The sequence below is a fragment of the Photobacterium salinisoli genome, from assembly GCF_003614885.1.
GTDB lineage: Bacteria > Pseudomonadota > Gammaproteobacteria > Enterobacterales > Vibrionaceae > Photobacterium > Photobacterium salinisoli.
The window spans coordinates 1,352,824-1,376,314 of the sequence record NZ_QZMS01000007.1; the positions used below are offsets into that span (position 1 = coordinate 1,352,824).

Below are 23,491 nucleotides of genomic sequence, written 5' to 3' on the forward strand. Positions count from 1 at the left end.
CAGATAATGCTAACACTATGTACCCAAGTTATAACCCATCTCATCGTATCCTTTCGACTATATGGAGAGCTTCATGTCTCAAAGGTTAAGACGTACCAAAATCGTAACTACACTCGGCCCTGCTACCGATCGCGACAACAACCTCGAAGCCATTATTGCGGCCGGCGCCAACGTGGTACGCATGAACTTTTCGCACGGCAGCCCTGACGATCACATTCAACGCACCAAACAAGTGCGTGAAATCGCTGCTAAGCTTGGCCGTCACGTCGCTATACTTGGCGATCTGCAAGGCCCGAAAATCCGAATTTCTACCTTCAAAGACAGCAAAATCAAGCTGGCTATCGGTGACACTTTTACTCTCGACAGCGACTTGCCTAAAGGCGAAGGTAATCAGCAAGCTGTTGGCCTTGACTATAAAGAACTGCCAAAAGATGTCAGCCCCGGCGACTTACTGCTGCTTGATGATGGCCGCGTACAGCTTGAAGTCACGCATGTTGAAGGCAACAAAGTACACACAAAAGTCACTGTTGGTGGGCCGTTATCCAATAACAAAGGCATCAACAAGAAAGGCGGTGGTCTGTCCGCCGAAGCCCTGACTGAAAAAGACAAAGCCGATATCATCACGGCAGCAGCCATGAATGTGGATTATCTGGCGGTTTCATTTCCCCGTAACGGTGAAGACATGCATTATGCACGCCGCCTGGCAACCGACGCAGGCCTGAATGCCCGTCTGGTCGCGAAAGTAGAGCGTGCTGAAGCGGTGGCCAGCGAAGAAGCCATGGACGATATCATCATGGCCTCAGACGCTGTGATGGTTGCCCGTGGTGACCTGGGTGTGGAAATTGGTGACCCGGAACTGATTGGCGTGCAAAAGAAACTGATCCGTCGTGCCCGCAGCCTGAACCGCACTGTCATCACTGCCACACAGATGATGGAATCCATGATCACCAGCCCGATGCCAACCCGTGCCGAGGTGATGGACGTGGCTAACGCCGTACTCGACGGTACAGATGCCGTGATGCTTTCAGCTGAAACCGCTGCCGGTGATTATCCGGTTGAAACCGTCAAAGCCATGGCCAGCGTGTGTCTGGGAGCCGAGAAAGAACACAGTGTGAACGTGTCTTCTCACCGCATGGATCGCACCTTTGATACCCCGGAAGAAACCATTGCGATGTCAACCATGTATGCCGCCAACCATATGGTCGGTGTTACTGCCATAATCACACTGACTGAATCCGGTCGTACACCGCTGATGATGTCGCGTATTTCATCCGGCCTGCCAATCTTTGCATTGTCGCGCAATGAGCAGACACTCAATCGCGCAGCCCTGTATCGTGGTGTCACACCTGTCTATTTCGACCGTGCCGGTGATGCAGGTCTGGATGTTGCCAAACATGCAATTCACGATCTGAAAGAGCTGAATCTGTTGAAATCAGGCGATCTGGTGATTATCACTCAAGGTGACATCATGGACACTGTCGGCAGTACCAATAACATGCGTATTCTGACTGTCGACTGATAAGTCAGAGCGACACACACTAAAACGAAAAAGCTTGCGGAACTGAGCATACAGTAAACGCAAGCTTTTTTATTTTCGCTTTACCGGCTCATCGCCAGCGTTGGCACCCGAAAGCAACACAGTCTGTTTGGCAAGCAGAGGTCTAAACCGTCACTGCGAAGGCTGAGACCAATCCGGGTTAATACGGGCCGTCAGTATATGATCTTCCCAGCGCCCATTGATTAACAAGTATTCACGGGCAACACCTTCCTGCTCGAAACCCGCCGATTTCAGTACGGCCGCACTGCGTTTATTGCGCGGTATATAAGCCGCCATCACCCGATGAAATTGCTGTACGTCAAACATCCAGCGTATGGCCGCATTGAGCGCCCGGCGCATGATGCCCTGGCCCTGATGTTTTTCATCGAGCGAATACCCCACATGGCAGGCATAAAACGGGTGGCGCACCAGGTTACTGAAATTAATCACACCGCAGACTTCATCTGAGCCTTCAATGAAGATAACAAAATAATACGCCAGCTGGTGTTTATGGAGCTCAGCCAACTGTGTCAGGCGGCGTTCCCAGCCTTCCACAGTAAAGAAAGCCGGATCCCGAAGCGGCTCCCAGGGCTGGAGAAACTGTTTGTTACGCTGATAATAGGACGCTATCTGACGCGCATCTTTATTCGTCACCAGACGCACTGTCAGTCCATCAACTTTTAACGTTGATGAACGCTGCATGATTGAATGAAACAAGCTGACCTCTGCATACTATACTTTCACTTTAACGCTACCGGCATTTAAGGCGTTATCTTGTGCCTGGCTGAAGGTAGCCGTTAAGACTCTCTGACCGGTGAAGGCAACTATGTACTACGACCTGATCAATACTGAGCTTGGTCTGATTTATCTGCAGGCCGACGACCAGGGACTGAAACTGATCACCATTGCCAGTGACGGCTATCAGCCTCCCCCCTGCTGGATTCATCACCCTAAAAAATTACAAGAGTACACCCGTCAGCTCAAGCAATACCTGGAAGGCCAGCGTCAGCAATTCTCATTGCGTTTAGCGCCCGACGGCACTGCTTTTCAGCACCAGGTCTGGCAGGCTATCCAGGCCATTCCCTATGGCGAAACACGCACCAGTCAGGAACTGGCTGTCCAACTTGGCAATAAACACGCCCATCAGGCAGTGGCTCTGGCAAAGAATGTGAATCCCATCCCTATACTCATACCCTGCCATCGCGTGATCTGCCAGAACCCGAGAATCAGCTGCCGTTTCGGGCTGGATTTAATCAACCTTTTACGGGCCCTTGAAAAAGGCCACATCCAGCCCAAGCTCAGACCACTTTAGCTGACTGGCCTGCCTTGATTGACACGTCTCAGCAAGCAGATTACGGCTTGCTGATGCCATATTCCCGTAATTTATTCGCTACTGCGGTATGAGACACCCCTAATCGTTTTGCCAATTTACGCGTAGAAGGGTAACTCCGGTACAGGTTTGTCAGAATACCGGTTTCATAGCGCTTCATGATGTCATCCAGCGAACCATCGAGTGTCTCTTCGTTGATCACACTGGCCGACTCATTTTCTGGCAACTGGATATCATCGACCGTCATTTCGGCGCTTTCAAGCTGAGTCATGGCACGGAACAGGACATTACGCAGCTGGCGGATGTTGCCGGGCCACGCATACTGACTCAGCATCTGGGACAGTTTATCTGACATCACAGGTTTTGCCTGCTGCAGCTCCTGGGCAAACTGAGACACAAAAAGCTCAGCCAGTGGCACAATATCTGCCGCCCGTTCCCGCAACGGCGGAACCACCAGAGATAATACATTCAGGCGGTAGTACAAATCCTCGCGGAATTGTCCGGCGGCAACCAGATCCGGCAAGCGCTTCTGTGTGGAGCAAATAACCCGCACATCGACCCGCACTTCTTTTTCTTCCCCGACCCGGCGGAAGGTGCCATCCTGCAGGAAGCGTAACAGTTTCACCTGCAAATGAGAGGACATCTCGCCAATCTCATACAGGAACACGGTACCGCCACTGGCCTGTTCGAAAATACCTTTCTTGCCAGGCTCACCACCGGTACCGGCCACCCCGAACAACTCGGTTTCTGCGGCGTTATCCGGCATGGATACGCAATTGACCAGCAGGAATGGCTTTTCCCGACGCAGGGAGCGCTGGTGACAGGCTCTGGCCAGCATTTCTTTACCTGTGCCGGTTTCACCCTGAATCAGCAAAGGTGCGTCGAGCAGGGCCAGTTTCTTCGCCTGCGCAATCAAATGCCGGAAGCGGGAAGACTGTCCGACCAGATGCTCAAAACCATTGTCACCGCTGATCTTGCGCATCGCCAGCGGCATTTTAGCCTCCGACAGGGATTTCAGCAGAATCACCGCACTGGCCAGCACTTCATTATCGGATTCATCGGTCACGTAGACCGGCATGACTTCCATCAGATAATCCAGACCGGACAACACTACCATTTCGCTGTAATGCTTGGCGCCGTCTTTCTCCAGCCAGCGATGGAAATTGAACCCCAGCACACTGTGGACGGTTTCTCCCAGTACGGCTTCTCGGGTTTTGCCTAACAACTGCTCTGCCGGCTGATTAGCCAGATCGATTTTGCCCTGCAAATTGACAGAGAAAAAAGGATCCGGCAGCGCTTCCAGCAAGGCTTTCAATTCTTTGTGTTCACGCTCGCTCGGCATGAACTGTATTTTACGGACATCCGTAACGCCGTCTAACTGACGGATTTGAAACATTAACTGACGAAACTCTTCAAATTCGATTTCCGGACAATTGAGATAAATAATACCGCTGCGGTCGATTTCGATTCCCCGCAGATCCAGTTCCCGGCTTGCCAGAATATCCAGCAATTCACGGGTCATCCCAAGCCGATCGACACAAAAGACTTGTAGTCTCATAGTGGCTGCCTTTTCGCTCCAGACAAAACTGTCAACAATTCGTGACACGAAAAGAAGTGTGCGCGGAAGTCGGTGTGCCGTCAAGACGGCAATGCACGAAGGTGAGAGCTATATCGTGATGAAATGGCAGCAGAAAATACTTTTTGTTTCTGAGTGCCGTTTATCGGATAAAAAACGACCAGCATTTTGCGGCTGGTCGTTATCTTTTCGGGCATCAGTCTGCGGATTTCTCCGCTTTATCCCCGCCCAGCCGACTGAGCAAATCACGACGAATATCACTCAGCGCCGGGGCTTGATCCGGCTGCCAAGGCAAAGGGCGCATCAGATTGATCGCTTTCAGGCCCAGACGGCCCGTCAACAGACCCACACCCAGGCCTTGCGCAGCCCTGGCAGAGAGTCGACCCGCAAGATGAACAGACAAGATATCCATGCTGCTGTCGGTAATCAGCTCGCTGGCACCGGCTATGGCCATATTCTTCAATACCAGCTTGAACAACTGAATACGCGACCAGTAACCCAGCTCGATACCATAGACTGCCGCTATCTGATCAATCAGACGAAAATTCCGCCAGGCGACCAGTAATACATCAGCAATCGCGAGCGGGCTGACCGCGACCATCAGGGCGGCTTCCCGCGCATATTTCACCACCAGCTTTTTGGCCTGCTTGTCCTGCTGACTGAGCACCAGCTGGTCATACATTGCCAGCACTTCCGCATCATTGTGCGTTGCCGCCAAAGAAGCCTGCCAGCGGCTGTAACCCGGGTTCTCGGCCGAGATCTCACCTTGTTTAGCCAGCCGGATACAAAACGCTTTCCCTTGCCCGATACCCTCGGCGGCCAGTAGCATTTCGGCTTGTTCGCGTTCTGTCTGACGATCTTTGAGGCGGCGCAGCCTGAACCATTCACGGCCAATCACACCAATACCGGTTGCAGCCACCGAGGCCACCAGCACACTCCAGCCCAGCGACAGCCAGTCGCCGCTCTGATAGGCAGTAACAATATAGTCGACGCTCTGCCACACCGTCAGTCCGATGCCACCCAGCAGCAAAGTCTTCAGCCAGCGCCCCCGGGAAGACGATTTCCCCAGCGTTATCTCCAGCTGCGCTTCGGCTTGCGAGTCAGATGCCTCTTCGGTCGCTGCGGGTAAAAAGCTTTCCTGTCCGGCAAATTCCAGCCGGCTTTTCAGATCCGGGCCGGACGGCTCGGTTTCCTTCTCATCAAACACTATTTTGCTTTGATACGGCTTAGTCATCGCAGTTTATCTCCCAGCAAAAACGACAATGTTTTATCCATACGAATGTGCGGCAATGGTTCATCGCTTTGTTGTGGCAGCGGACGGAAGCTGACAAAGTCGAAGCCCTGCGCCTGCCAGAAAGCATCATCCGGCAACCTGCGAGGGACTTCGCCGGGAAACATTGTCTGTGCCTGTCCGGACAAGGTGTGCCCCCGGAGTGCCGGCACCTGTTTGCCCTGATGATCCACAAAGCCCGGCTCGGTGGCCTGAATGGCGGCCAGGCTGGTACAGCTCATGTTAATGCCCTCAAAGGAAGCCGTTTGCCAGGCTTCATTAACCATTTGCTGTAACAGACTGACCAGATTCGGATGTTGCTCCGGCGTAATGTGATCAGCCTTGGTCGCAGCAAACAGCACTTTATCGATACGGGGTGAAAACAAGCGGCGCAGCAAGGAGCTTCTGCCGTAATGAAAGCTCTGCATCAGTTGATTAAGTGCATGGCGCATATCATTAAATGATTCACGACCGGCATTGAGTGGCTGCAGGCAATCGACCAGAATGATCTGTCGGTCGAAACGGGAAAAGTGCTCCCGATAAAAGCCTTTCACTACGTGCTGCTGATAATACTTGTAACGGCGTTTCAGCATGCCGATATTGGTGTCGTCACCTGCTTCGTTTAACTGTGCTTCGGTGTATTTGTCCAGCCACATAAACGGGAAAAACTGCAACACAGGTGCCCCGGCCAGTTCACCGGGTAAGACAAAGCGTCCCGGCTGAACCCAGTGCAACCCGGCTTCCGCTTTACACTTGAACAAATAATCGGTGAACATCGCCGCCAGGCGCGCCAGTGCTTGTTCATCAGCCGGCGCGAAGGGGTCCAGCGCCTCACCCGCGGCCAGCCAGTCACTGGCCAATTGTTGACGGCGGCCGGTCATCAAGCGGACCTGCTGTTTTGACCAGGCCAGATAATCCATTTCCAGCAAAGGCAAATCCAACAACCACTCACCGGGATAATCAATGATATCCAGATACAGGGTGGCAGTATCCTGCAGCAGTTTTAACGGGCCTTTCTGGGGTTTGAAACGCAGTGCCATGCGTATCTGACTGACATCCCGTGTCGGTTCCGGCCAGTGCGGGGGGGATTGCAGCAAAGCCTGCATGCCTTCTTCGTAACCAAACGCCGGTACGTGCATATCAACCTGTGGGACACGGCGGGCCCCAAGCAGATAACCGTCACTGACGGCCGGGAACAGCGGCAGCCTGGGGTTAGTACTGACATGCTGCAACTGATTCACCAGCGAGGTAATAAATGCCGTTTTACCGGCTCGGGACAATCCTGTCACCGCCAGACGCACATGCCTGTCCAGGCCACGGTTTACCAGTTTGTTGAGCTCTTGCCCCAAATGAATCATATCCTGCCCTTTTCGTTGTTATTGGCTGATACGTAACAGAAAAGCAGGCCACTGCCTGCTTTTCGTAACACTTGACGGATAAATTAAAGCTGTTTGAACGCTTTTTCTACATTGAATGCCGATGAGGTGACATAGGCTTCCATGTCGCGGAGCTTGCCTTCCATCTCATCAAATTCATGTTCGATATTATCCAATAGCTGCGAAGGCGACTGTCCCGACTGCCAGGGTTTTTGTTTCACTGTGTGCTCTTTGTAAGCATGCTGCTGAATCTGACGTTCTTCCGGCATCTTGTCGAGAAACAGACAGGCTGCGATATAAGCCAGCGTCACAAAAAACCCAATACCCAGCAGAAAGGCAGACACAGTCAGAATACGCACGACCCAGGCCTCAACACCGAAGTATTCGGCAATCCCGGCGCAAACCCCGCCCAGCTTACCGTTCTTCGGATCACGGTATAAGGTTTTCGTCATGGCTTCTGCCTCCAGTGCGGTGCTTCAGCATCAAGTATTTTTTCCAGTGTCACAATACGCTGCTGCATTTGCTCAGCGCGAACCACCAGCCCTTGTAATTTGTCAGTGTCTTCACCTGACAGCCCCTGCGCCGTCTGACGCTTACTGCGGTAGTGCAAAATCAGCCACAGTGGCGCAACAAACACCAGAAAGACAATCAACGGCCCTACAATGAATCCCATGGACATGCACACTCTCCTTCTGAGACGTTATTCTTTGTCTTTCATACCAGCTTTCAGGCGTGCCAGCTCTTTTTCAATGTCATCCTGCGCCTGCAGATCAGCAAATTCCTGCTCCAGGCTTTTGCCCCGGCCTATATTATAGCTGTCGGCTTCCGCTTCCATTTCATCGATACGGCGTTCGTACTGCTCGAATTTGGACAAAGCTTCTTCCACTTTACCGGTATCGAGCTGACGGCGGACTTCACGACGGTTATCGGCCGCCTGATGACGCACCACCAGACTTTGCTGGCGGGCGCGGGTTTCCTGCAGCTTACGCTCCAGTTCAGCCACTTCGGTTGCCAGTTTTTCGATGGTCTCATCCACCAGCTTATATTCTTCCTGCAGCGTCAGCACCACATCGCTGATTTTTTGTTTTTCAATCAGCGCTGCACGTGCCAGATCTTCACGGTTCTTTTGCAGTGCCAGTGTGGCTTTGTTCTGCCAGTCTTCAGACTGTGACTGCAGACTGTTTATCCGACGATACAGCTCTTTTTTATCTGCCATTGCTTTGGCTGAAGAAGTACGAACTTCCACCAGCGTATCTTCCATTTCCTGAATGATCAGGCGGATCATTTTTTGCGGATCTTCGGCTTTGTCCAACAGCGAATTCACGTTGGCGTTTACAATGTCCGCAAAGCGAGAAAAAATACCCATTATGTCTCTCCTTTCATTGCTGCAACCACACATGTCGGGTTGCAAGCATTGTGATATGTCATTTCACCAGATAGCAATCTGCCTGTTACTCTTATTACAAGAGCCGTGCCAACTTTTAAAAAGCCGTAATTTCAGTTATTTACCTTTGCAGATACAGATTACCGCTGCTATCTTATGATTGTTCACACCAAGAGTTGGTGAAATTCACCACACCAGTATTGTGCCTCCCGGCAGCTTCGCTACCCGTTGGGCGTATATTCATTTTCTACACAGTACGGATAACCTGATGCAAAAAACAGATAATCTGATCGGCGAATCTGAACCCTTTCTTGCTGCCTTGGATCATGCTTCCCGTCTGGCTCCGCTTGAACGTCCTTTACTGATTCTTGGTGAACGCGGGACAGGTAAAGAGCTGATAGCCCAGCGTATACACTATCTGTCAAAACGCTGGGATCAGCCGCTGGTGTCATTAAACTGTGCCGCACTGAGTGACGGCATCATAGACTCTGAGTTATTCGGCCATGAAGCCGGCTCTTTTACCGGCTCTAAAGGCCGCCATCAGGGCAGGTTCGAGCGAGCGGAAGGCGGCACACTGTTTCTCGATGAGCTGGCTACCTCGCCAATGGGCATTCAGGAAAAGCTGCTACGTGTGATTGAATACGGAGAATACGAGCGGGTGGGAGGAAGCAAAACCTGCCAGGCCAATGTCCGTTTGATTTGTGCCACCAATGCCGATCTGCCGGCAATGGCCGCAGCAGGTAAGTTCAGAGCAGATCTGTTGGACAGACTCGCCTTCGATATCATACATCTGCCACCGCTTCGTGAACGCCAGGAAGACATCCTGCCACTGGCTGAATACTATGCCGTACGCATGTGCCGGGAAATGGGATTCGGCTATTTTGCCGGATTCAGTCAGCAGGCCCAGCGCACTTTACTGAGTTACCAATGGCCCGGCAACGTCAGAGAGTTGAAAAATACCGTGGAGCGCTCCGTGTTCCGCCAGTCAAATGAAGATCTTCCAATACAAAATATTGTGCTGGATCCGTTTGAGCCCCCCTGGTCAGACAATGAGTCTAATTCTGATAAAGAAAACAGCGACTCAGGAAACAGCACTCCGCCCGTTAATGCCCAGCCTGTATTACCGCTGGATTTGCGCCAGTATCAGACCGAACAGGAAATTGCGTTAATCAACCATGCTCTGACGCAAGCTAAGTACAACCAGCGAAAAGCCGCACAACTGTTGGGATTAAGCTACCATCAACTCAGGGGCTTACTGCGCAAACACAATATGGTGGGCAGTAACCAGGAAGAATAGAAAAAAGGCCATTGGGATAAAAACATACTGGATATTGAAGGAGATACCTTGGTGCTTGGCGCGGAAAGTGATAAATTTATCCACTTGTTTTTTCTCGACACCATTTAGATAAGAGCGTTGTTATGAACGCCTGTTTCCGATTGCTGCTCACCTGTGCCGGATTGCTGGGTTTGACGGCCTGTTCACAGCCACAACACGATAGCACCATACGTCAGTGGGGGTTTATTTATTGTGGCCAGGATACTCCCTGGACTTTTAATCCGCAGCTAACTGATGGCGGACATACTGCAGACAGTCTGGCTGCTCAGGTTTTTGACCGTTTGCTCCAGCTTGATCCTATCAGTCATCTGCCGCAACCTGCGCTTGCCAGCAGTTGGCGCGTCAGCGAGGACGGGCTTGAATACATCTTCACGCTCAGAAAAGATGTACGCTTTCAGCAGACCGCGAATTTCACACCCACCAGGCGCTTTAATGCCGAAGACGTAGTATTCAGCTTTAAGCGGGTCATCGATCCCAAGCACCCTTATCATTCTGTGTCTGGCGGTCATTATCCCTGGTTCGAAAGTCAGTCATTCGGCCAGCTGATTGACAGCATTGATATCCTGGATGCCAGCACAGTGAGATTCACTCTCACCCGGCCTGACAATGCCTTTTTGTCTACCCTGTCGAGCTCGTACGCGGCCATTCATTCAGCAGAATATGCTGATCAACTGCTGCGTGAAGGCCATCCTGACTACATTGATACCAAACCGGTAGGCACTGGCCCCTTCTATCTTGATGAATACCACCCGCATGATTTGATCCGGCTGAAACGCCATGCTTTTTACTGGCGCGGCGCACCTTTTATGAATCAGGTGGTGTTTGATATTTCTTCTCGCGGTACCGGATCACTGGCCAAGCTGCTCAATCATGAATGCGATGTTCTCTCCTCACCGGTTGCCAGCCAGTTACCTGTGATAAAAAGTAACCCGGACTTCGAACTGATCGCCCAGACCGCCATGAACGTTGCTTTTCTGGCCATCAATAATAATATCCCCGCTTTGCAGGATGTTCGGGTACGTCAGGCACTTAATCTGGCCATTAACCGTGAAAATCTGCTCGATTCGGTCTATTACGGTACAGGCACCAAGGCCAAAACATTGCTGCCGCCCATGTCCTGGGCACATGATGACCATCTGACAGATGTCAATTACGACCCTGACACCGCCATTGCACTGCTGAAAGAAGCAGGCTACAGCAATAACCTGCATCTTATCCTCGCTGTCCCCATGGAACCCAGACCTTATAATCCGAGCCCACGCAAAACGGCCGAGTTAATCCAGGCTGACTTACGGGCAGTTGGCATTGATATCACCTTACTGCTGCAGGACAGACCACTTCGGCCAGGTTCGGTTGCCCAGAAAGGCATAGATCTGACACTGACAGGCTGGGTTGCGGATAATGGCGATCCGGATAATTTCCTGCGGCCGTTGCTGTCTTGCAGCGCCAAACAGGCTGGCCTGAATGTCGCAAACTGGTGCAACCTTCAGTTTGATAACCTGCTTGAACTGGCGTCACGCACCACAAAGCTGGATCAACGCATGGACTACTATCAGTATGCTCAGGGAATATTGCGCGATGAAGTGCCGATTATTCCGCTGGCACACGGTATCCATTACCAGATCCACCATAAGTCTCTGCACGGGCTGCATCTGAGTCCGTTCGGTACTCGCTCATTCTCTAATGTGTACCGGAGCGAATAACTGATGTTTATCTATACCATTCGCCGATTGAATCTGTTTTTGATCACCCTGTTTATCCTCACCTTGATCGGCTACAGCATTTTACGTATTGAGCCTTCGAGCTACTGGAATCTTCACGAGTTCTGGCCAGGCTGGCTGCTGTATCTCGATAATCTGATGGTGGGTAACCTCGGACTGAATCAGGAAGGACAACCCATTCTGTCAGAGATTCTCCAGGTGTTCCCGGCCACACTGGAGCTGTGTTTCTTCGCTTTTATTTTGTCGCTGATTGTTGGGATCCCGCTTGGCACACTGGCAGGCGTTAAACGTGGCCGCTGGGTTGATACCTGCATTTCATCCCTGACGCTGGTGGGGTATTCTCTGCCGCTATTCTGGCTGGCCATGCTGTTTATTATGCTGTTCTCGCTCAAGCTGGGCTGGCTGCCTGTTGCCGGGCGCTACAACTTGCTCTACCAGATTGATTCCGTGACAGGTTTTGCCCTGATCGATGTATTTCTGTCAGACGTGAGCTATCGTTCAGCCGCGCTGATCGATGTCATCCGTCATCTGGTATTGCCGACATTAGTGCTGGCCATAGCACCAACAACCGAAGTGATACGTCTGACACGTGCCTCTGTTGCCGATGTCATGCAGCAAAACTTCATTAAGGTTGCGCAAACCAAAGGGCTATCAATGTGGGAGATCATCATCCGCCATGCCCTGAAAAATGCCATTCCGCCAATCATCCCCAAACTGGGGATGCAGTTTTCAACCATGATGACTTTCGCCATGTTAACAGAGTCTATTTTCAACTGGCCCGGCATAGGCCGCTGGTTACTGGACGCCATTGCCACACAAAATTACGTCGCGATTCAGGCTGGTGTGATTACTGTCGGCGGATTCATTCTGTTCGCGAACATTCTTTCTGACCTGGCGGGTGCCATGGTGAACCCACTGACCCGTAAGGAATGGTATGCCATCAAATAATATTTATCAGGAACATAAGATTCCGACGCAATGGGAACGGGCCTGGCAAAATTATCAGGCTAATTCACTGGCGGTGTTTGGGTTATGGTGCCTTGGATTCCTGCTGCTGATAACGATCTTCGCCCCGTTAATGGTTGCCTACGGACCGGGAGAACAAGTGGGCGAGTTTCTGATGCCCCCCTCCTGGGACGCCAGCGGCCATGTGGAATTTTTCTTCGGCACCGATGATCTGGGCCGCGATCTCTTCACCCGGATTCTGTTGGGAAGTCAGTTGACCTTTGGCTACGCGCTGCTTGTGGCGCTGGCTTCGGCGATACTGGGCATAGTCATCGGCGTACTGGCAGGTATGACCCGCGGACTCAAATCCAGTATCCTTAACCACGTACTTGATACCGTGTTATCAATACCATCACTGCTGCTCGCCATTATCATCATTGCCTACATGGGTACCGGTATGACCAGTATTCTGCTGGCAATCTGGCTGGCGCTGATCCCACGTTTTATCCGCGCGATTTACTCCGCTGTCCACGATGAGATGGAAAAAGAGTACATCATTGCTGCACGGTTAGATGGTGCTAACAGTTTCTATCTGCTGTACTACTCTATTTTGCCGAATATTCAGCCCGTGATCATCAGTGAGCTGACCCGGGCGATTTCTATCGCCATGATAGATATTGCAGCGCTGGGCTTTCTGGGGCTGGGCGCGCAGTCTCCGTCACCGGAATGGGGTGCTATGCTGGGTGATTCCATCGAGTTAATCTATCTGGCGCCCTGGACAGTGACCCTGCCCGGCCTGGCCATCACCTTCAGCATCTTAGTGGTAAACTTAGTAGGAGAAGGTCTCCGTCAGGCAATTAATGCAGGAGTCGACTGATGCCGCTGCTCGATATACGAAACCTCACCATTGAAATTGAAACGCCTCAGGGCATGGTCAAAGCCGTTGAGCGCATGAGCCTGACACTGAACGAAGGTGAGATACGCGGACTGGTTGGCGAATCGGGCTCAGGTAAGAGTCTGGTCGCTAAGGCTATCGCCGGCGTCACTAAAGACAACTGGCGGGTCAGTGCCGACCGTTTACGTCTGGGCGATATTGATCTCCAGGCCCTGTCACCGCGCGAGCGCCGTAAAGTGGTGGGCCGCGAAATTGCGATGATCTTTCAGGAGCCCTCTTCCTGTCTTGACCCCTCTGAGCATGTGGGCCAGCAATTGGAAGAAGCCATTCCACGCAGCTCTTTCAATGGTACCTTCTGGCAACGCTTCCACTGGCGCCAGAAACAGGCGATTGCCCTGCTGCACAAGGTCGGTATAAAAGACCATAAACGTGTGATGAACAGTTATCCCTATCAACTGACAGACGGCGAGTGCCAGAAGATCATGATAGCGATGGCCATTGCCAACCGCCCACGGTTATTGATTGCCGATGAACCCACCAACGATCTGGATCCCATCACACAGGCGCAGATTTTCCGTCTGCTGAGCCGGATGAACCAGCTCAATAACACCACCATACTGCTGGTCAGTCACGACCTGACGACTGTTACCCAGTGGGCCGACCGCATCACAGTGATGTATTGTGGACAGGCGGTTGAATCAGGCAGCCGTAAACAACTACTGACCACGCCACACCACCCTTATACGATCGCCTTGCTTCAAGCCATGCCGGATTTCAGCCAGGATATTCCGCATAAAAGCAAACTCACTACGCTGCCTGGTTCGATTCCGCCGTTACAGCATTTGCCCATCGGGTGCCGGTTGGGACCACGCTGCCCCTATGCACAACGTAAGTGTGTGGAAATCCCTAAGCGTAAAAAAGTCAAAAACCATAAATACAGCTGCCATTTCCCGCTGAATATGCCGGAGCCAAAATCATGACTGCCCTGTTGGAAGTGACCAACCTGAGAAAAGAATACCACCACCGTTCCGGCTTTTTCCGCCGCCGCAGCACTGAAGCCGTCAAACCCGTGTCTTTTAACCTGGATGTGGGTGAGACGCTGGCTCTGATCGGTGAAAACGGTTCAGGTAAGTCAACTCTGGCTAAGATGCTGGCTGGTGTTGTCGCACCATCGGGCGGTGAAATCAGGGTCAATGATGAGCCATTGGCTTTCGAGGATTACAAGACCCGCTGCAAGCTGATTCGCATGATATTTCAGGATCCGAATACCTCGCTAAATCCCAGGATTCAAATTGGTCAGATCCTGGAAGGGCCACTAAAACGTAATACCAGCATGACGCCGCAGGAGCGTGAGAATCGTATCAAAGCCACTTTACTGCGCGTCGGTTTGCTGCCGGAACATGCTTACTTCTACCCGCAAATGCTGGCAACCGGTCAGAAACAAAGGGTTTCTCTGGCTCGTGCGCTGATTCTGCAGCCTTGTATCATAGTGGCAGATGAGGCACTCAATGGTCTGGACATGTCAGTACGTTCTCAGATCATTAACCTGCTGCTCGATCTCCAGCAGGAGATGGGACTGTCGTACATCTATGTGTCTCAGCATATGGGCGTGATTAAACATTTCAGCGATAAGCTGATGGTGATGCAAAAAGGAGAAGTGGTGGAACAAGGCGCAACACAAGATGTGTTCAACGCACCACAGCACCCTTTGACTCAGAAACTGCTGGACAGTCACTTTACGGCGCCGTCGCACGATCGCAGCACCCGTACCAGCAGTCGCTCGGCGAAAATTCACGTTTAACTCAACGCCAGCCAGGCCCATAGCGCTGCCGCACACAGCGATATCAGTACAGGCAGTACAACGTAGCTGGCCAATGCACGGCTGCCGGCGAAACAGGCCATCAGCATCTTTACCAGACTGTTGACACAAGCGGCAAGGACGATAGCGAAACCCGCAGTCTGGATACTGAGCTGGCTTTGACGCCCAAGGGCCAGCGTGATGGCGTCAACATCCGTAATCCCTGACACTGCCGACAACACATACGTGCCCGTATCGCCAAACCACTCCTGCAGCGCCTGTGCCAGAACAACAATCACCAGCAGCACGGCACCAAAAGCTAAGGCCGAAGGCAATGCGAGAGGACTGCGTTTGACCTGAGGTGCCTGATACCCTTCCATGGGATTTCTCAACCAGAGCCAAATCGCCGGAAGATAAAAACACGCCATCATGATCAGCATAGGGACGGCAACAATCGCCACCAGCCTGGCGTTAATCACGGAGCAGAGAAAAATGATGCGCGGAAACATGGTGCCGCAACTGATCAGGATCCCGCTTGCCAGCAGGGGTGACAGCACAGTGTCCTGCTTAGATTGATTCGAGAATTGCAGCGTAAGGGCCGTTGAGGAGCTCAGGCCTGCAAATAAACTGGTAAATAAAATTCCTTTCCGCGGCCCGCCGATTCTGATGGCAAAATAGCCGACGAATGAAATCGCCGCAATCAGCACCACCAACCACCATATTTCATACGGATTAATCGCTTTCCAGGGGCCAAAGCCTTCATTAGGCAGCAACGGCAACAAGACAACTGATATCAGCAACAACCTGAGGGCTGCATCCAATTCATATTCCTGCACCTTGGCAATGGCGGCGTGGAGCTCTTCTTTCATATCCAGAATAATCGCTGTAACAACAGCGGCCGATACTGCGACAACAGGCTGACCACTTACCGCCAGACACCCCAGCAAAAACGTCAGTAAAATACCGATTAAGCCAGTAATGCTCAGATTGACAGCTAAACGCTGACTGGACAGATAAGCAATGGTGATCACCGCGCTTAACGCCACTAGGGCAAACCCCAGAATAACACCCGAATAAATGCCCGCCAGAAGGCCAATCAGCCCTCCCAGCAAACCGACCAATGAGTAGGTCCGAATGCCAGCGACACGCTGGCCTTCTTGTTGATTACGGGTTACCCAGCCACGCTGCAAGCCAACGATCGCCCCTAACAATACGGCAATCCCTAACCGCCAGAGTGGAGATTGCCAATCCAGCACATGCTCCATACGGTTTTATCATCTTGTTGTTCTTACAAGTAAAAGTGTAAGAAACATCTTGGCAAAGTGCTGTAAAAAATATCCCCGTTCCAGGCTGTTTCTGAACTCGCTGCAAGATCAATAAACTGCTCTTTTGGGGTGAGACAATCAACTAAGCCGATATGCCAGCCCCACAAAGCGGCATGAGTCACCGGTGAGAGGCTAAGCGTATAAAATGGGTTCTGCGTTATGTTTGCAAGGCCTGCTGACGCGGGATGGCACAAAGAAGCAGAAGCTACCTCCGCCTGGTGAAGACAAAGGCAGCCTATCAGAAGGGGAAATTATGCCTGAAGAGAGCGGTTGATCCCGGCCAGCACTGCTGCTGGATCGTCAGCCTGAGTAATTGGTCGGCCAATGACCAGGTAATCTGACCCTGCTTTCACTGCTTCTGCTGGCGTCATAACGCGGCGCTGATCACCCGCGGCACTGCCGGCAGGGCGGATCCCAGGCGTCACCAGTTTGAACTCTGCACCCAGGTTTGCCTTCAGCATGCTGGCTTCCTGCGCTGAACAGACCACACCATCGAGCCCACTGTTCTTGGTCAGCGTGGCAAGATTCAGGACATGTTCTTCTGGTGAGCAAGAGATACCCACTCCGGCCAGATCCTGCGCTTCCATACTGGTCAGCACAGTAACAGCAATCAACAAAGGCCTGTCTTTACCATAAGGTTCCAGGATCTCGCGAGAAGCGGTCATCATGCGCTCTCCCCCACTGGCGTGTACATTCACCATCCACACCCCGAGCTCGGCTGCCGCCTTCACTGCGCGGGAACAGGTATTCGGGATATCGTGAAATTTAAGATCCAAAAAGACGGAATGGCCCTTGTCGTGTAACTTACGCACAAAGTCCGGCCCAAACAAAGTAAACATTTCTTTGCCTACTTTCAGTCGGCAACTGCCTGGCTCAATGCGATCAACAAAGGCCAGTGCCGCATCCTGAGTGGGGTAATCCAGTGCCACTATCACTTTTGGGTCTAACATTCTCTCTCCTAGACTTCAGTTCTGCATTGCTATATTCAAAAGAAAGGGCCAGCACACACGGTGATCAGCCCTTTCAAATTTACATTCTCTTTGTCGTCATTACTCCCCATCCAGTCCTCGAATGGGTTTCACTGCCCCCCACCCTTTGCAGGACGGGCATTGCCAGTATAGTGAATGACTTTCAAAACCACATTTACCACAACGATAATGTGGTTTCATTTTCAACTGTTCACCAACCAGACTTCGCAAAGTGGTCAAACTATCCTTGGCGCGGCCTTCTTCTGCTTCATCCAAATGATAATCCATCAGCTGATAAAAGCCTTTCATCGTCGGGTTCTGCAACAGTTGTCGAGTCATGAAGGCCTGCGCCATGATAGCGCCCTCATGACGAGCGATTTCATCGGCAAGCATCAGCTCAGCAGTCGCTCCGGCATGATTGTCTACACAGTGGTGAAGATATTTTATCCAGCCTTCCTGATTGTGAGTCGCTTCATAGCACTCCAATAGCATAGGCAGGGTTTCACTGATGTAGTCCACATCCTGCTCGGCGACTTTTTCCAGATGCTGCGCTGCGGATTTGTAGTTTTTTTCAGCAATAAGAATTCGGGCAGTACTGATTGAAGCACGTACACAATGTTTATCGGCAGACAGTGCTTTCTTCAGCAATTGCTTGGCTTTTTCTGAATTATGCGCGCTCAGCTCCAGCATGGCCAGTTCACACCAATAATGCGCGATATCATGCCTGAGCTTATTTTTACCCATCTTGACCAGCTGGCTGGCCATTTCGATCGCGTTATCCCATTCTCGGGTTTGCTGATAAATCGTCAGTAACTGCTGCAACGCCCCTTCTCTGTGATCAGGCTCATCGAGCAACTGTTCAAAGATTTTTTCTGCGCGATCGAAGAACCCTGCAGCCATATAGTCTTTAGCCAATTGTTGCAATGCCAGGTTACGTTGGTCGATAGTCAGGTTTGGGCGGGCAATCAGGTTTTGGTGAATACGAATGGCGCGATCAACTTCACCCCGGCTACGGAACAGGTTCCCCAGGGCAAGGTGAGTATCTATCGTTTCACTGTCAACCTGTAATAGTTCAATAAACAGGTCAACAGCTTTATCAGACTGATCAGAGAGCAGCAGGTTCAGGCCTGTCACATATTGGCGTGACAGGTGATGAGACTTTTCCTGCCGCTTATTACTCGCGCTTCTGTTACCCATGTACCAGCCATATGCTGCGGCAATAGGAAGTAACAGAAACAACAGCTCTAGCATGAAGTGATTATTCCTTGGCGGTCTCTACAGAACGCAACTGCTCTAGTTCTTTTTCTTGTTTGGCGACTTTCTTCGTTAAACGATTTTTCGTAAAGCGGGCTTTCAGGTACATAGAGCCACAAATCAACCAACCAATTGCGAATCCGATACCGAAGGTTGCACCTAAAAGCGTAGATAGCTGAAATTGTCCTTTGGCTATCAGAAAATCGAAGTCAACCATCACCTGATTTTGCGCACCCAGCGCCAGCGTCAATAAAAAACACGCTATCAAGATAATAATGCCTACTATTTTCATCGTGAATCCTCTCACTAGATCAAAAACTTGATGATTAGATTATGCAGTAAAACGACTCATCAGACCATGATCATCAGACATAAAAAAACGGCATACTTACAGCATGCCGTTTTTTCGTGCTAAATACGATTATCCTGCATTTGGTGCATTCACGCGGTCACGTAACTCTTTACCAGGTTTAAAGTGAGGAACGTACTTGCCGTCCAATTCCACTTTATCACCGGTTTTCGGGTTACGCCCTATGCGCGGTGCACGGTAATGCAAAGAGAAACTACCAAAGCCACGGATTTCAATGCGGTCCCCTTCAGCAAGGGTTGTAGCCATATGCTCAAGGATTTCCTTGATCGCATCTTCTACCTGTTTGGCAGAAAGATGAGTTTGTTGGCTGCACAGCCTTTCGATCAATTCAGACTTTGTCATAATCACCCCGTTTTTAGTATGTTTCTCAATAGTATAACCGTTAAGGGGGAAAATGCTTCCCCCCTTGGGGCAAATTATTCGCCTTTAGCCGCTTTAAACGCGTCAGCCATAGCATTACCGAATGCAGATTCGTCCTGCTGGTTCAGGCTAGCCATTGCTTCTTGCTCTTCGTCTTCGTCTTTCGCACGTACAGACAGGTTGATAACGCGGTTCTTACGGTCAACACCGGTGAACTTCGCTTCAACTGAATCGCCTTCAGACAGAACCAGAGTTGCGTCTTCTACGCGGTCACGAGAAGCTTCAGATGCACGCAGGTAACCTTCTACGCCTTCAGCCAGCTCAATGGTTGCGCCTTTAGCATCAACGGCAATTACTTTACCGTTAACCAGAGTACCTTTCTTGTTCAGAGCTACGAAGCTGTTGAACGGGTCTTCTTCGATTTGCTTAACGCCCAGAGAGATGCGCTCACGCTCAGCATCAACAGCCAGAACAACTGCTGAAATCTCGTCGCCTTTCTTGAAGTCACGAACGGCGTCTTCGCCTGCAACATTCCAAGAAATGTCAGACAGGTGAACCAGACCGTCGATGCCACCGTCCAGACCGATGAAGATACCGAAGTCAGTGATAGACTTGATCTTACCAGTTACACGGTCGCCTTTAGCTTGTGCTTCAGCGAACTGCTGCCAAGGGTTAGCTTTACATTGCTTCAGACCCAGGCTGATACGACGACGTTCTTCGTCGATGTCCAGAACCATAACTTCAACTTCGTCACCCACGTTAACCACTTTAGATGGGTGGATGTTCTTGTTGGTCCAGTCCATTTCAGACACGTGTACCAGGCCTTCAACGCCTTCTTCGATTTCAACGAAGCAGCCGTAGTCAGTCAGGTTAGTTACGCGACCAGACAGCTTAGTGCCTTCTGGGTAACGCTTAGCGATAGCAACCCATGGATCTTCACCCAGTTGCTTCAGACCCAGAGATACGCGAGTACGCTCACGGTCGAACTTCAGAACTTTAACGTTGATTTCGTCACCAACATTAACGATTTCTGATGGATGCTTAACGCGTTTCCAAGCCATGTCAGTGATGTGCAGCAGGCCGTCAACACCGCCCAGATCTACGAATGCACCGTAGTCAGTCAGGTTCTTAACGATACCTTTAACTTCCATGCCTTCTTGCAGAGAAGCCAGCAGCTCATCACGCTCAACGCTGTTTTCAGATTCGATAACAGCACGACGAGAAACAACAACGTTGTTGCGCTTCTGGTCCAGCTTGATAACTTTGAACTCTAGCTCTTTGCCTTCCAGGTGAGCAGTGTCACGTACTGGACGAACGTCAACCAGAGAACCAGGCAGGAACGCACGAATGCCGTTCAGCTCAACAGTGAAGCCACCTTTAACTTTACCGTTGATGATACCAATAACGGTTTCAGCATCTTCGTAAGCTTTCTCAAGCTGGATCCAAGCTTCGTGACGCTTCGCTTTCTCACGAGAAAGTTGAGTTTCACCGAAACCGTCTTCAATCGCGTCCAGAGCTACGTCAACTTCAACGCCAACTTCGATTTCCAGCTCACCAGCAGCATTTTTGAACTGCTCAGCAGGAATAGCTGACTCAGATTTCAGGCCAGCGTCAACCAGAACGAAACCGTTCTCAATGGCAACTACAGTACCTTTAACGATCGCGCCAGGGCGTGTTTCGATTTCTTTTAGAGACTCTTCAAAGAGTTGAGCAAAAGATTCAGTCATTTAAATAATCTTCAGTATATGAACAACCATGGGTATCCTACCGCATGGGGTTGAAAACAAAGTCAGTTATCATTCCTTGACACCGACATACCATCAGGCTGATTTCTCAGCCGACAATTTTTCTTCAATGTGAGCCAGCGCCTGTTCGGTCACTTGCTCAATCGACAGATGCGTAGAGTCTAGCACTAAAGCATCTGCTGCGGGACGCAATGGCGCAACAGCTCGGTTGCGGTCGCGATCATCACGTTCCTGAATTTCGCTTAAAAGACTGTCAAAGTTAACACTTAAGCCTTTTTGTTGCAACTGGTTCATGCGGCGCTTGGCGCGCTCTTCGGCGCTGGCATCCAGGAAAATTTTCACTTCAGCGTTAGGAAAAACCACTGTGCCCATGTCACGGCCATCCGCAACCAGGCCAGGCTCTCCACTAAATGCACGCTGACGACGTAACAATGCTTCACGCACCCGGGGTAACGCCGCGACTTTTGATGCCGCATTGCCGACGTCTTCAGTACGTAATGTGGAAGAAACATCTTCCCCTTCCAGAATCACTTTCACCAGTTCGCCTTCGGCAATGAACTGCACATCCAGATGCGCCGCCAGCGGAACCAATGCAGCTTCAGAATCCAGTTCTACACCATGATGAATTGCTGCCAGTGCCAGTACACGGTAAATAGCACCGGAATCCAGTAAATTCCAGCCCAGCTTATCTGCCAACAGCATGCAAAGTGTTCCTTTACCGGCTCCACTTGGCCCATCAACAGTAATCACTGGTGCGTTTGTAGACATAGAATTCTCCGAATTTGTTAAACCTTCAGCAAACTTGCTGTTTCAACGCGGGCCGTATTATACGGTAAATTTGTCCTGGAGGCACTTCCAGTCGGGAAAAAAGTCACCCAGCCTTAAGCTGGGTGACAGGGACAAATCTGAAGTAATGAATCAATGGCTTAATGCGGCCAGCTTCTCGAAGTAATCCGGGAATGTTTTCGAGGTACACTTGGGATCATTAATTGTCACCGGCGTGTCTTCGCTCAGTGCAACTAAGGAAAAACACATTGCCATGCGGTGATCATCGTAAGTGTCGATAGCTGCATGTTGCAGCTGCGCCGGAGGCGTGATGATAATGTAATCTTCGCCTTCCTCGACTGTCGCGCCCACTTTACGCAGCTCTGTTGCCATGGCAGACAAACGATCCGTTTCTTTCACCCGCCAGTTATAAACATTACGGATAGCGGTGGTCCCTTCGGCAAACAATGCCGTTGTGGCAATCGTCATGGCAGCATCCGGGATATGGTTAAAATCCATATCTACACCGTGAAGTGTGCCACGACGGGCGATGACATAATTATCACCCCACTCTATCTCAGCGCCCATAGCCGCCAGCGCTTCAGCAAACTGGGTATCGCCCTGAATGCTGGACTTACCAATCCCCGTGACTTTCACAGCACCGCCTTTAATGGCGGCGGCAGCGAGGAAATAAGACGCTGAAGAAGCGTCACCTTCTACCATAAAATCACCCGGCGACTGATATTGCTGACCGCCTTTGACAATAAAACGCTGGTAATTGTCGTTCTCTACCTGTACCCCAAATTGCGCCATGATGTGCAGGGTAATATCAATGTAGGGTTTGGAAACCAGCTCGCCTTTGATGCGGATTACTGTCTCTTCTGACGCCAGAGGTGCTGTCATCAGAAAAGCGGTCAGAAACTGGCTGGAAATGGAACCATCAATCTCTACTTCACCGCCTTTGAGGTCGGTTCCCTTAATTTTCAGCGGCGGAAAGCCCTCATTTTCGAGGTAAGTAATATCTGCACCGGCACTGCGCAGCGCATCGACCAAATGGCCAATCGGGCGCTCTTTCATTCTCGGCTCTCCGGTCAGCACATACTCACCCGAGCCCAAGCTTAAGGCCGCAGCTAACGGACGCATCGCCGTACCCGCGTTGCCCAGAAACAGCTCAAGCGGCTGTTTGGCATGAAATGCCTGCCCCAGCCCCTGTACTTCACAGACGGTTTTGTCCTCTGAAAGCTGATACGAAACGCCCAGTTTGGTGAGAGCATTGAGCATGTGACGGATATCGTCACTGTCGAGCAGATTCGTCAGACGCGTCGTGCCGTTCGCCAGTGCCGCCAGCAAGAGGGCCCGGTTAGACACACTTTTGGAACCCGGCAGGTTCACTTCCCCGTCAATACGCTGAATTGGCTGTAAAGTTAAACTCTCCATTGGGTGATTTTTCTATCCTGTTGTATTTGCGTTTCCGCAGAGTAACCAATATTTCGAAGTGATGCTAGTCATCCCCGGGTTCAAAACGCGCTATCCCCC

At 51.1% G+C, this 23,491-nt stretch carries 23 protein-coding genes; 8 read left to right on the forward strand and 15 right to left on the reverse strand.

Going from position 1 to position 23,491, the window contains the following annotated elements:
- Positions 1–73 precede the first annotated feature (73 nt).
- Positions 74–1,519, forward strand: coding sequence for a pyruvate kinase (pyk, locus tag D6M16_RS06885; RefSeq protein WP_120511162.1), 1,446 nt, complete (start codon positions 74–76; stop codon positions 1,517–1,519).
- Between the two features lie 150 nt (positions 1,520–1,669).
- Here the strand turns inward: pyk and rimJ are convergent, their stop codons facing one another.
- Positions 1,670–2,254, reverse strand: coding sequence for a ribosomal protein S5-alanine N-acetyltransferase (rimJ, locus tag D6M16_RS06890; RefSeq protein ID WP_120511163.1), 585 nt, complete (start codon positions 2,252–2,254; stop codon positions 1,670–1,672).
- Positions 2,255–2,363: 109 nt separating this feature from the next.
- On the opposite strand from rimJ, the gene D6M16_RS06895 reads away from it, so the two are divergent.
- Positions 2,364–2,849, forward strand: a complete 486-nt coding sequence (locus D6M16_RS06895; protein ID WP_120511164.1) for a methylated-DNA--[protein]-cysteine S-methyltransferase — start codon at positions 2,364–2,366, stop codon at positions 2,847–2,849.
- 40 nt (positions 2,850–2,889) lie between these two features.
- Here D6M16_RS06895 and tyrR read toward each other — a convergent pair whose 3' ends face one another.
- The 6 genes from tyrR to pspA form a co-directional block, all read right to left on the reverse strand.
- The gene (tyrR, locus tag D6M16_RS06900) at positions 2,890–4,425 is read right to left on the reverse strand and encodes a transcriptional regulator TyrR (RefSeq protein ID WP_120511165.1); all 1,536 of its coding nucleotides are present in this window, start codon (positions 4,423–4,425) and stop codon (positions 2,890–2,892) included.
- A gap of 214 nt (positions 4,426–4,639) precedes the next feature.
- Positions 4,640–5,677 carry a YcjF family protein gene (locus tag D6M16_RS06905; RefSeq protein ID WP_120511166.1) on the reverse strand — a complete coding sequence of 346 codons (1,038 nt, stop codon included), beginning with the start codon at positions 5,675–5,677 and terminating at the stop codon, positions 4,640–4,642.
- Positions 5,674–7,071, reverse strand: coding sequence for a YcjX family GTP-binding protein (locus D6M16_RS06910; protein WP_120511167.1), 1,398 nt, complete (start codon positions 7,069–7,071; stop codon positions 5,674–5,676). The genes D6M16_RS06905 and D6M16_RS06910 overlap by 4 nt, the downstream gene beginning before the upstream one ends.
- A gap of 83 nt (positions 7,072–7,154) precedes the next feature.
- Entirely contained in the window at positions 7,155–7,541 is a 387-nt protein-coding gene (gene pspC, locus D6M16_RS06915; protein ID WP_027253353.1) for an envelope stress response membrane protein PspC, read from the reverse strand.
- The gene (gene pspB, locus D6M16_RS06920; RefSeq protein WP_027253354.1) at positions 7,538–7,768 is read right to left on the reverse strand and encodes an envelope stress response membrane protein PspB; all 231 of its coding nucleotides are present in this window, start codon (positions 7,766–7,768) and stop codon (positions 7,538–7,540) included. The genes pspC and pspB overlap by 4 nt, the downstream gene beginning before the upstream one ends.
- A gap of 21 nt (positions 7,769–7,789) precedes the next feature.
- The gene (gene pspA / locus D6M16_RS06925) at positions 7,790–8,455 is read right to left on the reverse strand and encodes a phage shock protein PspA (RefSeq protein ID WP_120511168.1); all 666 of its coding nucleotides are present in this window, start codon (positions 8,453–8,455) and stop codon (positions 7,790–7,792) included.
- A gap of 286 nt (positions 8,456–8,741) precedes the next feature.
- Between pspA and pspF the strand changes: the two genes are divergently transcribed.
- From pspF to D6M16_RS06955, 6 genes are all read left to right on the forward strand, one after another.
- The gene (pspF, locus tag D6M16_RS06930) at positions 8,742–9,770 is read left to right on the forward strand and encodes a phage shock protein operon transcriptional activator (RefSeq protein ID WP_120511169.1); all 1,029 of its coding nucleotides are present in this window, start codon (positions 8,742–8,744) and stop codon (positions 9,768–9,770) included.
- Positions 9,771–9,892: 122 nt separating this feature from the next.
- A complete protein-coding gene (sapA, locus tag D6M16_RS06935; protein WP_120511170.1) occupies positions 9,893–11,512 on the forward strand; it encodes an ABC transporter substrate-binding protein SapA in 1,620 nt (539 codons plus the stop codon).
- Positions 11,513–11,515: 3 nt separating this feature from the next.
- Positions 11,516–12,478, forward strand: coding sequence for an ABC transporter permease (locus D6M16_RS06940; RefSeq protein WP_120511171.1), 963 nt, complete (start codon positions 11,516–11,518; stop codon positions 12,476–12,478).
- Positions 12,465–13,352, forward strand: a complete 888-nt coding sequence (sapC, locus tag D6M16_RS06945; protein WP_027253359.1) for a putrescine export ABC transporter permease SapC — start codon at positions 12,465–12,467, stop codon at positions 13,350–13,352. The genes D6M16_RS06940 and sapC overlap by 14 nt, the downstream gene beginning before the upstream one ends.
- Positions 13,352–14,350 (forward strand): peptide ABC transporter ATP-binding protein, encoded by a 999-nt coding sequence (locus D6M16_RS06950; RefSeq protein ID WP_120511172.1) that lies wholly within the window; start codon positions 13,352–13,354, stop codon positions 14,348–14,350. Before sapC ends, D6M16_RS06950 begins: the two co-directional genes overlap by 1 nt.
- A complete protein-coding gene (locus D6M16_RS06955) occupies positions 14,347–15,171 on the forward strand; it encodes a peptide ABC transporter ATP-binding protein (protein WP_120511173.1) in 825 nt (274 codons plus the stop codon). The genes D6M16_RS06950 and D6M16_RS06955 overlap by 4 nt, the downstream gene beginning before the upstream one ends.
- Here the strand turns inward: D6M16_RS06955 and D6M16_RS06960 are convergent.
- The 8 genes from D6M16_RS06960 to aroA all read right to left on the reverse strand — a co-directional run bounded on the left by D6M16_RS06960 (position 15,168) and on the right by aroA (position 23,392).
- Positions 15,168–16,433 carry an MgtC/SapB family protein gene (locus tag D6M16_RS06960; RefSeq protein WP_120511174.1) on the reverse strand — a complete coding sequence of 422 codons (1,266 nt, stop codon included), beginning with the start codon at positions 16,431–16,433 and terminating at the stop codon, positions 15,168–15,170. The two genes, D6M16_RS06955 and D6M16_RS06960, sit on opposite strands and share 4 nt — an antisense overlap.
- Positions 16,434–16,744: 311 nt before the next feature.
- A complete protein-coding gene (pyrF, locus tag D6M16_RS06965; RefSeq protein ID WP_120511175.1) occupies positions 16,745–17,443 on the reverse strand; it encodes an orotidine-5'-phosphate decarboxylase in 699 nt (232 codons plus the stop codon).
- Positions 17,444–17,542: 99 nt separating this feature from the next.
- Positions 17,543–18,712, reverse strand: a complete 1,170-nt coding sequence (gene lapB / locus D6M16_RS06970) for a lipopolysaccharide assembly protein LapB (RefSeq protein ID WP_120511176.1) — start codon at positions 18,710–18,712, stop codon at positions 17,543–17,545.
- 7 nt (positions 18,713–18,719) lie between these two features.
- A complete protein-coding gene (locus tag D6M16_RS06975; protein ID WP_046219696.1) occupies positions 18,720–19,007 on the reverse strand; it encodes a LapA family protein in 288 nt (95 codons plus the stop codon).
- A 129-nt stretch (positions 19,008–19,136) separates the two neighbouring features.
- Positions 19,137–19,427 (reverse strand): integration host factor subunit beta, encoded by a 291-nt coding sequence (gene ihfB, locus D6M16_RS06980; RefSeq protein WP_120511177.1) that lies wholly within the window; start codon positions 19,425–19,427, stop codon positions 19,137–19,139.
- A 74-nt stretch (positions 19,428–19,501) separates the two neighbouring features.
- A complete protein-coding gene (gene rpsA / locus D6M16_RS06985; RefSeq protein ID WP_046219695.1) occupies positions 19,502–21,172 on the reverse strand; it encodes a 30S ribosomal protein S1 in 1,671 nt (556 codons plus the stop codon).
- Positions 21,173–21,265: 93 nt separating this feature from the next.
- Positions 21,266–21,958 carry a (d)CMP kinase gene (gene cmk / locus D6M16_RS06990; RefSeq protein WP_027253368.1) on the reverse strand — a complete coding sequence of 231 codons (693 nt, stop codon included), beginning with the start codon at positions 21,956–21,958 and terminating at the stop codon, positions 21,266–21,268.
- A 150-nt stretch (positions 21,959–22,108) separates the two neighbouring features.
- The gene (aroA, locus tag D6M16_RS06995; RefSeq protein WP_120511178.1) at positions 22,109–23,392 is read right to left on the reverse strand and encodes a 3-phosphoshikimate 1-carboxyvinyltransferase; all 1,284 of its coding nucleotides are present in this window, start codon (positions 23,390–23,392) and stop codon (positions 22,109–22,111) included.
- Between the last annotated feature and the right edge of the window lie 99 nt (positions 23,393–23,491).

Coding starts and splice junctions, on each gene's coding strand:
- pyk (WP_120511162.1), top strand. CDS start 74: ATGTCTCAAAGGTTAAGACGTACCAAAATCGTAACTACACTCGGCCCT.
- D6M16_RS06895 (WP_120511164.1), top strand. CDS start 2,364: ATGTACTACGACCTGATCAATACTGAGCTTGGTCTGATTTATCTGCAG.
- tyrR (WP_120511165.1), bottom strand. CDS start 4,425: ATGAGACTACAAGTCTTTTGTGTCGATCGGCTTGGGATGACCCGTGAA.
- D6M16_RS06905 (WP_120511166.1), bottom strand. CDS start 5,677: ATGACTAAGCCGTATCAAAGCAAAATAGTGTTTGATGAGAAGGAAACC.
- D6M16_RS06910 (WP_120511167.1), bottom strand. CDS start 7,071: ATGATTCATTTGGGGCAAGAGCTCAACAAACTGGTAAACCGTGGCCTG.
- pspC (WP_027253353.1), bottom strand. CDS start 7,541: ATGACGAAAACCTTATACCGTGATCCGAAGAACGGTAAGCTGGGCGGG.
- pspB (WP_027253354.1), bottom strand. CDS start 7,768: ATGTCCATGGGATTCATTGTAGGGCCGTTGATTGTCTTTCTGGTGTTT.
- pspA (WP_120511168.1), bottom strand. CDS start 8,455: ATGGGTATTTTTTCTCGCTTTGCGGACATTGTAAACGCCAACGTGAAT.
- pspF (WP_120511169.1), top strand. CDS start 8,742: ATGCAAAAAACAGATAATCTGATCGGCGAATCTGAACCCTTTCTTGCT.
- sapA (WP_120511170.1), top strand. CDS start 9,893: ATGAACGCCTGTTTCCGATTGCTGCTCACCTGTGCCGGATTGCTGGGT.
- D6M16_RS06940 (WP_120511171.1), top strand. CDS start 11,516: ATGTTTATCTATACCATTCGCCGATTGAATCTGTTTTTGATCACCCTG.
- sapC (WP_027253359.1), top strand. CDS start 12,465: ATGCCATCAAATAATATTTATCAGGAACATAAGATTCCGACGCAATGG.
- D6M16_RS06950 (WP_120511172.1), top strand. CDS start 13,352: ATGCCGCTGCTCGATATACGAAACCTCACCATTGAAATTGAAACGCCT.
- D6M16_RS06955 (WP_120511173.1), top strand. CDS start 14,347: ATGACTGCCCTGTTGGAAGTGACCAACCTGAGAAAAGAATACCACCAC.
- D6M16_RS06960 (WP_120511174.1), bottom strand. CDS start 16,433: ATGGAGCATGTGCTGGATTGGCAATCTCCACTCTGGCGGTTAGGGATT.
- pyrF (WP_120511175.1), bottom strand. CDS start 17,443: ATGTTAGACCCAAAAGTGATAGTGGCACTGGATTACCCCACTCAGGAT.
- lapB (WP_120511176.1), bottom strand. CDS start 18,712: ATGCTAGAGCTGTTGTTTCTGTTACTTCCTATTGCCGCAGCATATGGC.
- D6M16_RS06975 (WP_046219696.1), bottom strand. CDS start 19,007: ATGAAAATAGTAGGCATTATTATCTTGATAGCGTGTTTTTTATTGACG.
- ihfB (WP_120511177.1), bottom strand. CDS start 19,427: ATGACAAAGTCTGAATTGATCGAAAGGCTGTGCAGCCAACAAACTCAT.
- rpsA (WP_046219695.1), bottom strand. CDS start 21,172: ATGACTGAATCTTTTGCTCAACTCTTTGAAGAGTCTCTAAAAGAAATC.
- cmk (WP_027253368.1), bottom strand. CDS start 21,958: ATGTCTACAAACGCACCAGTGATTACTGTTGATGGGCCAAGTGGAGCC.
- aroA (WP_120511178.1), bottom strand. CDS start 23,392: ATGGAGAGTTTAACTTTACAGCCAATTCAGCGTATTGACGGGGAAGTG.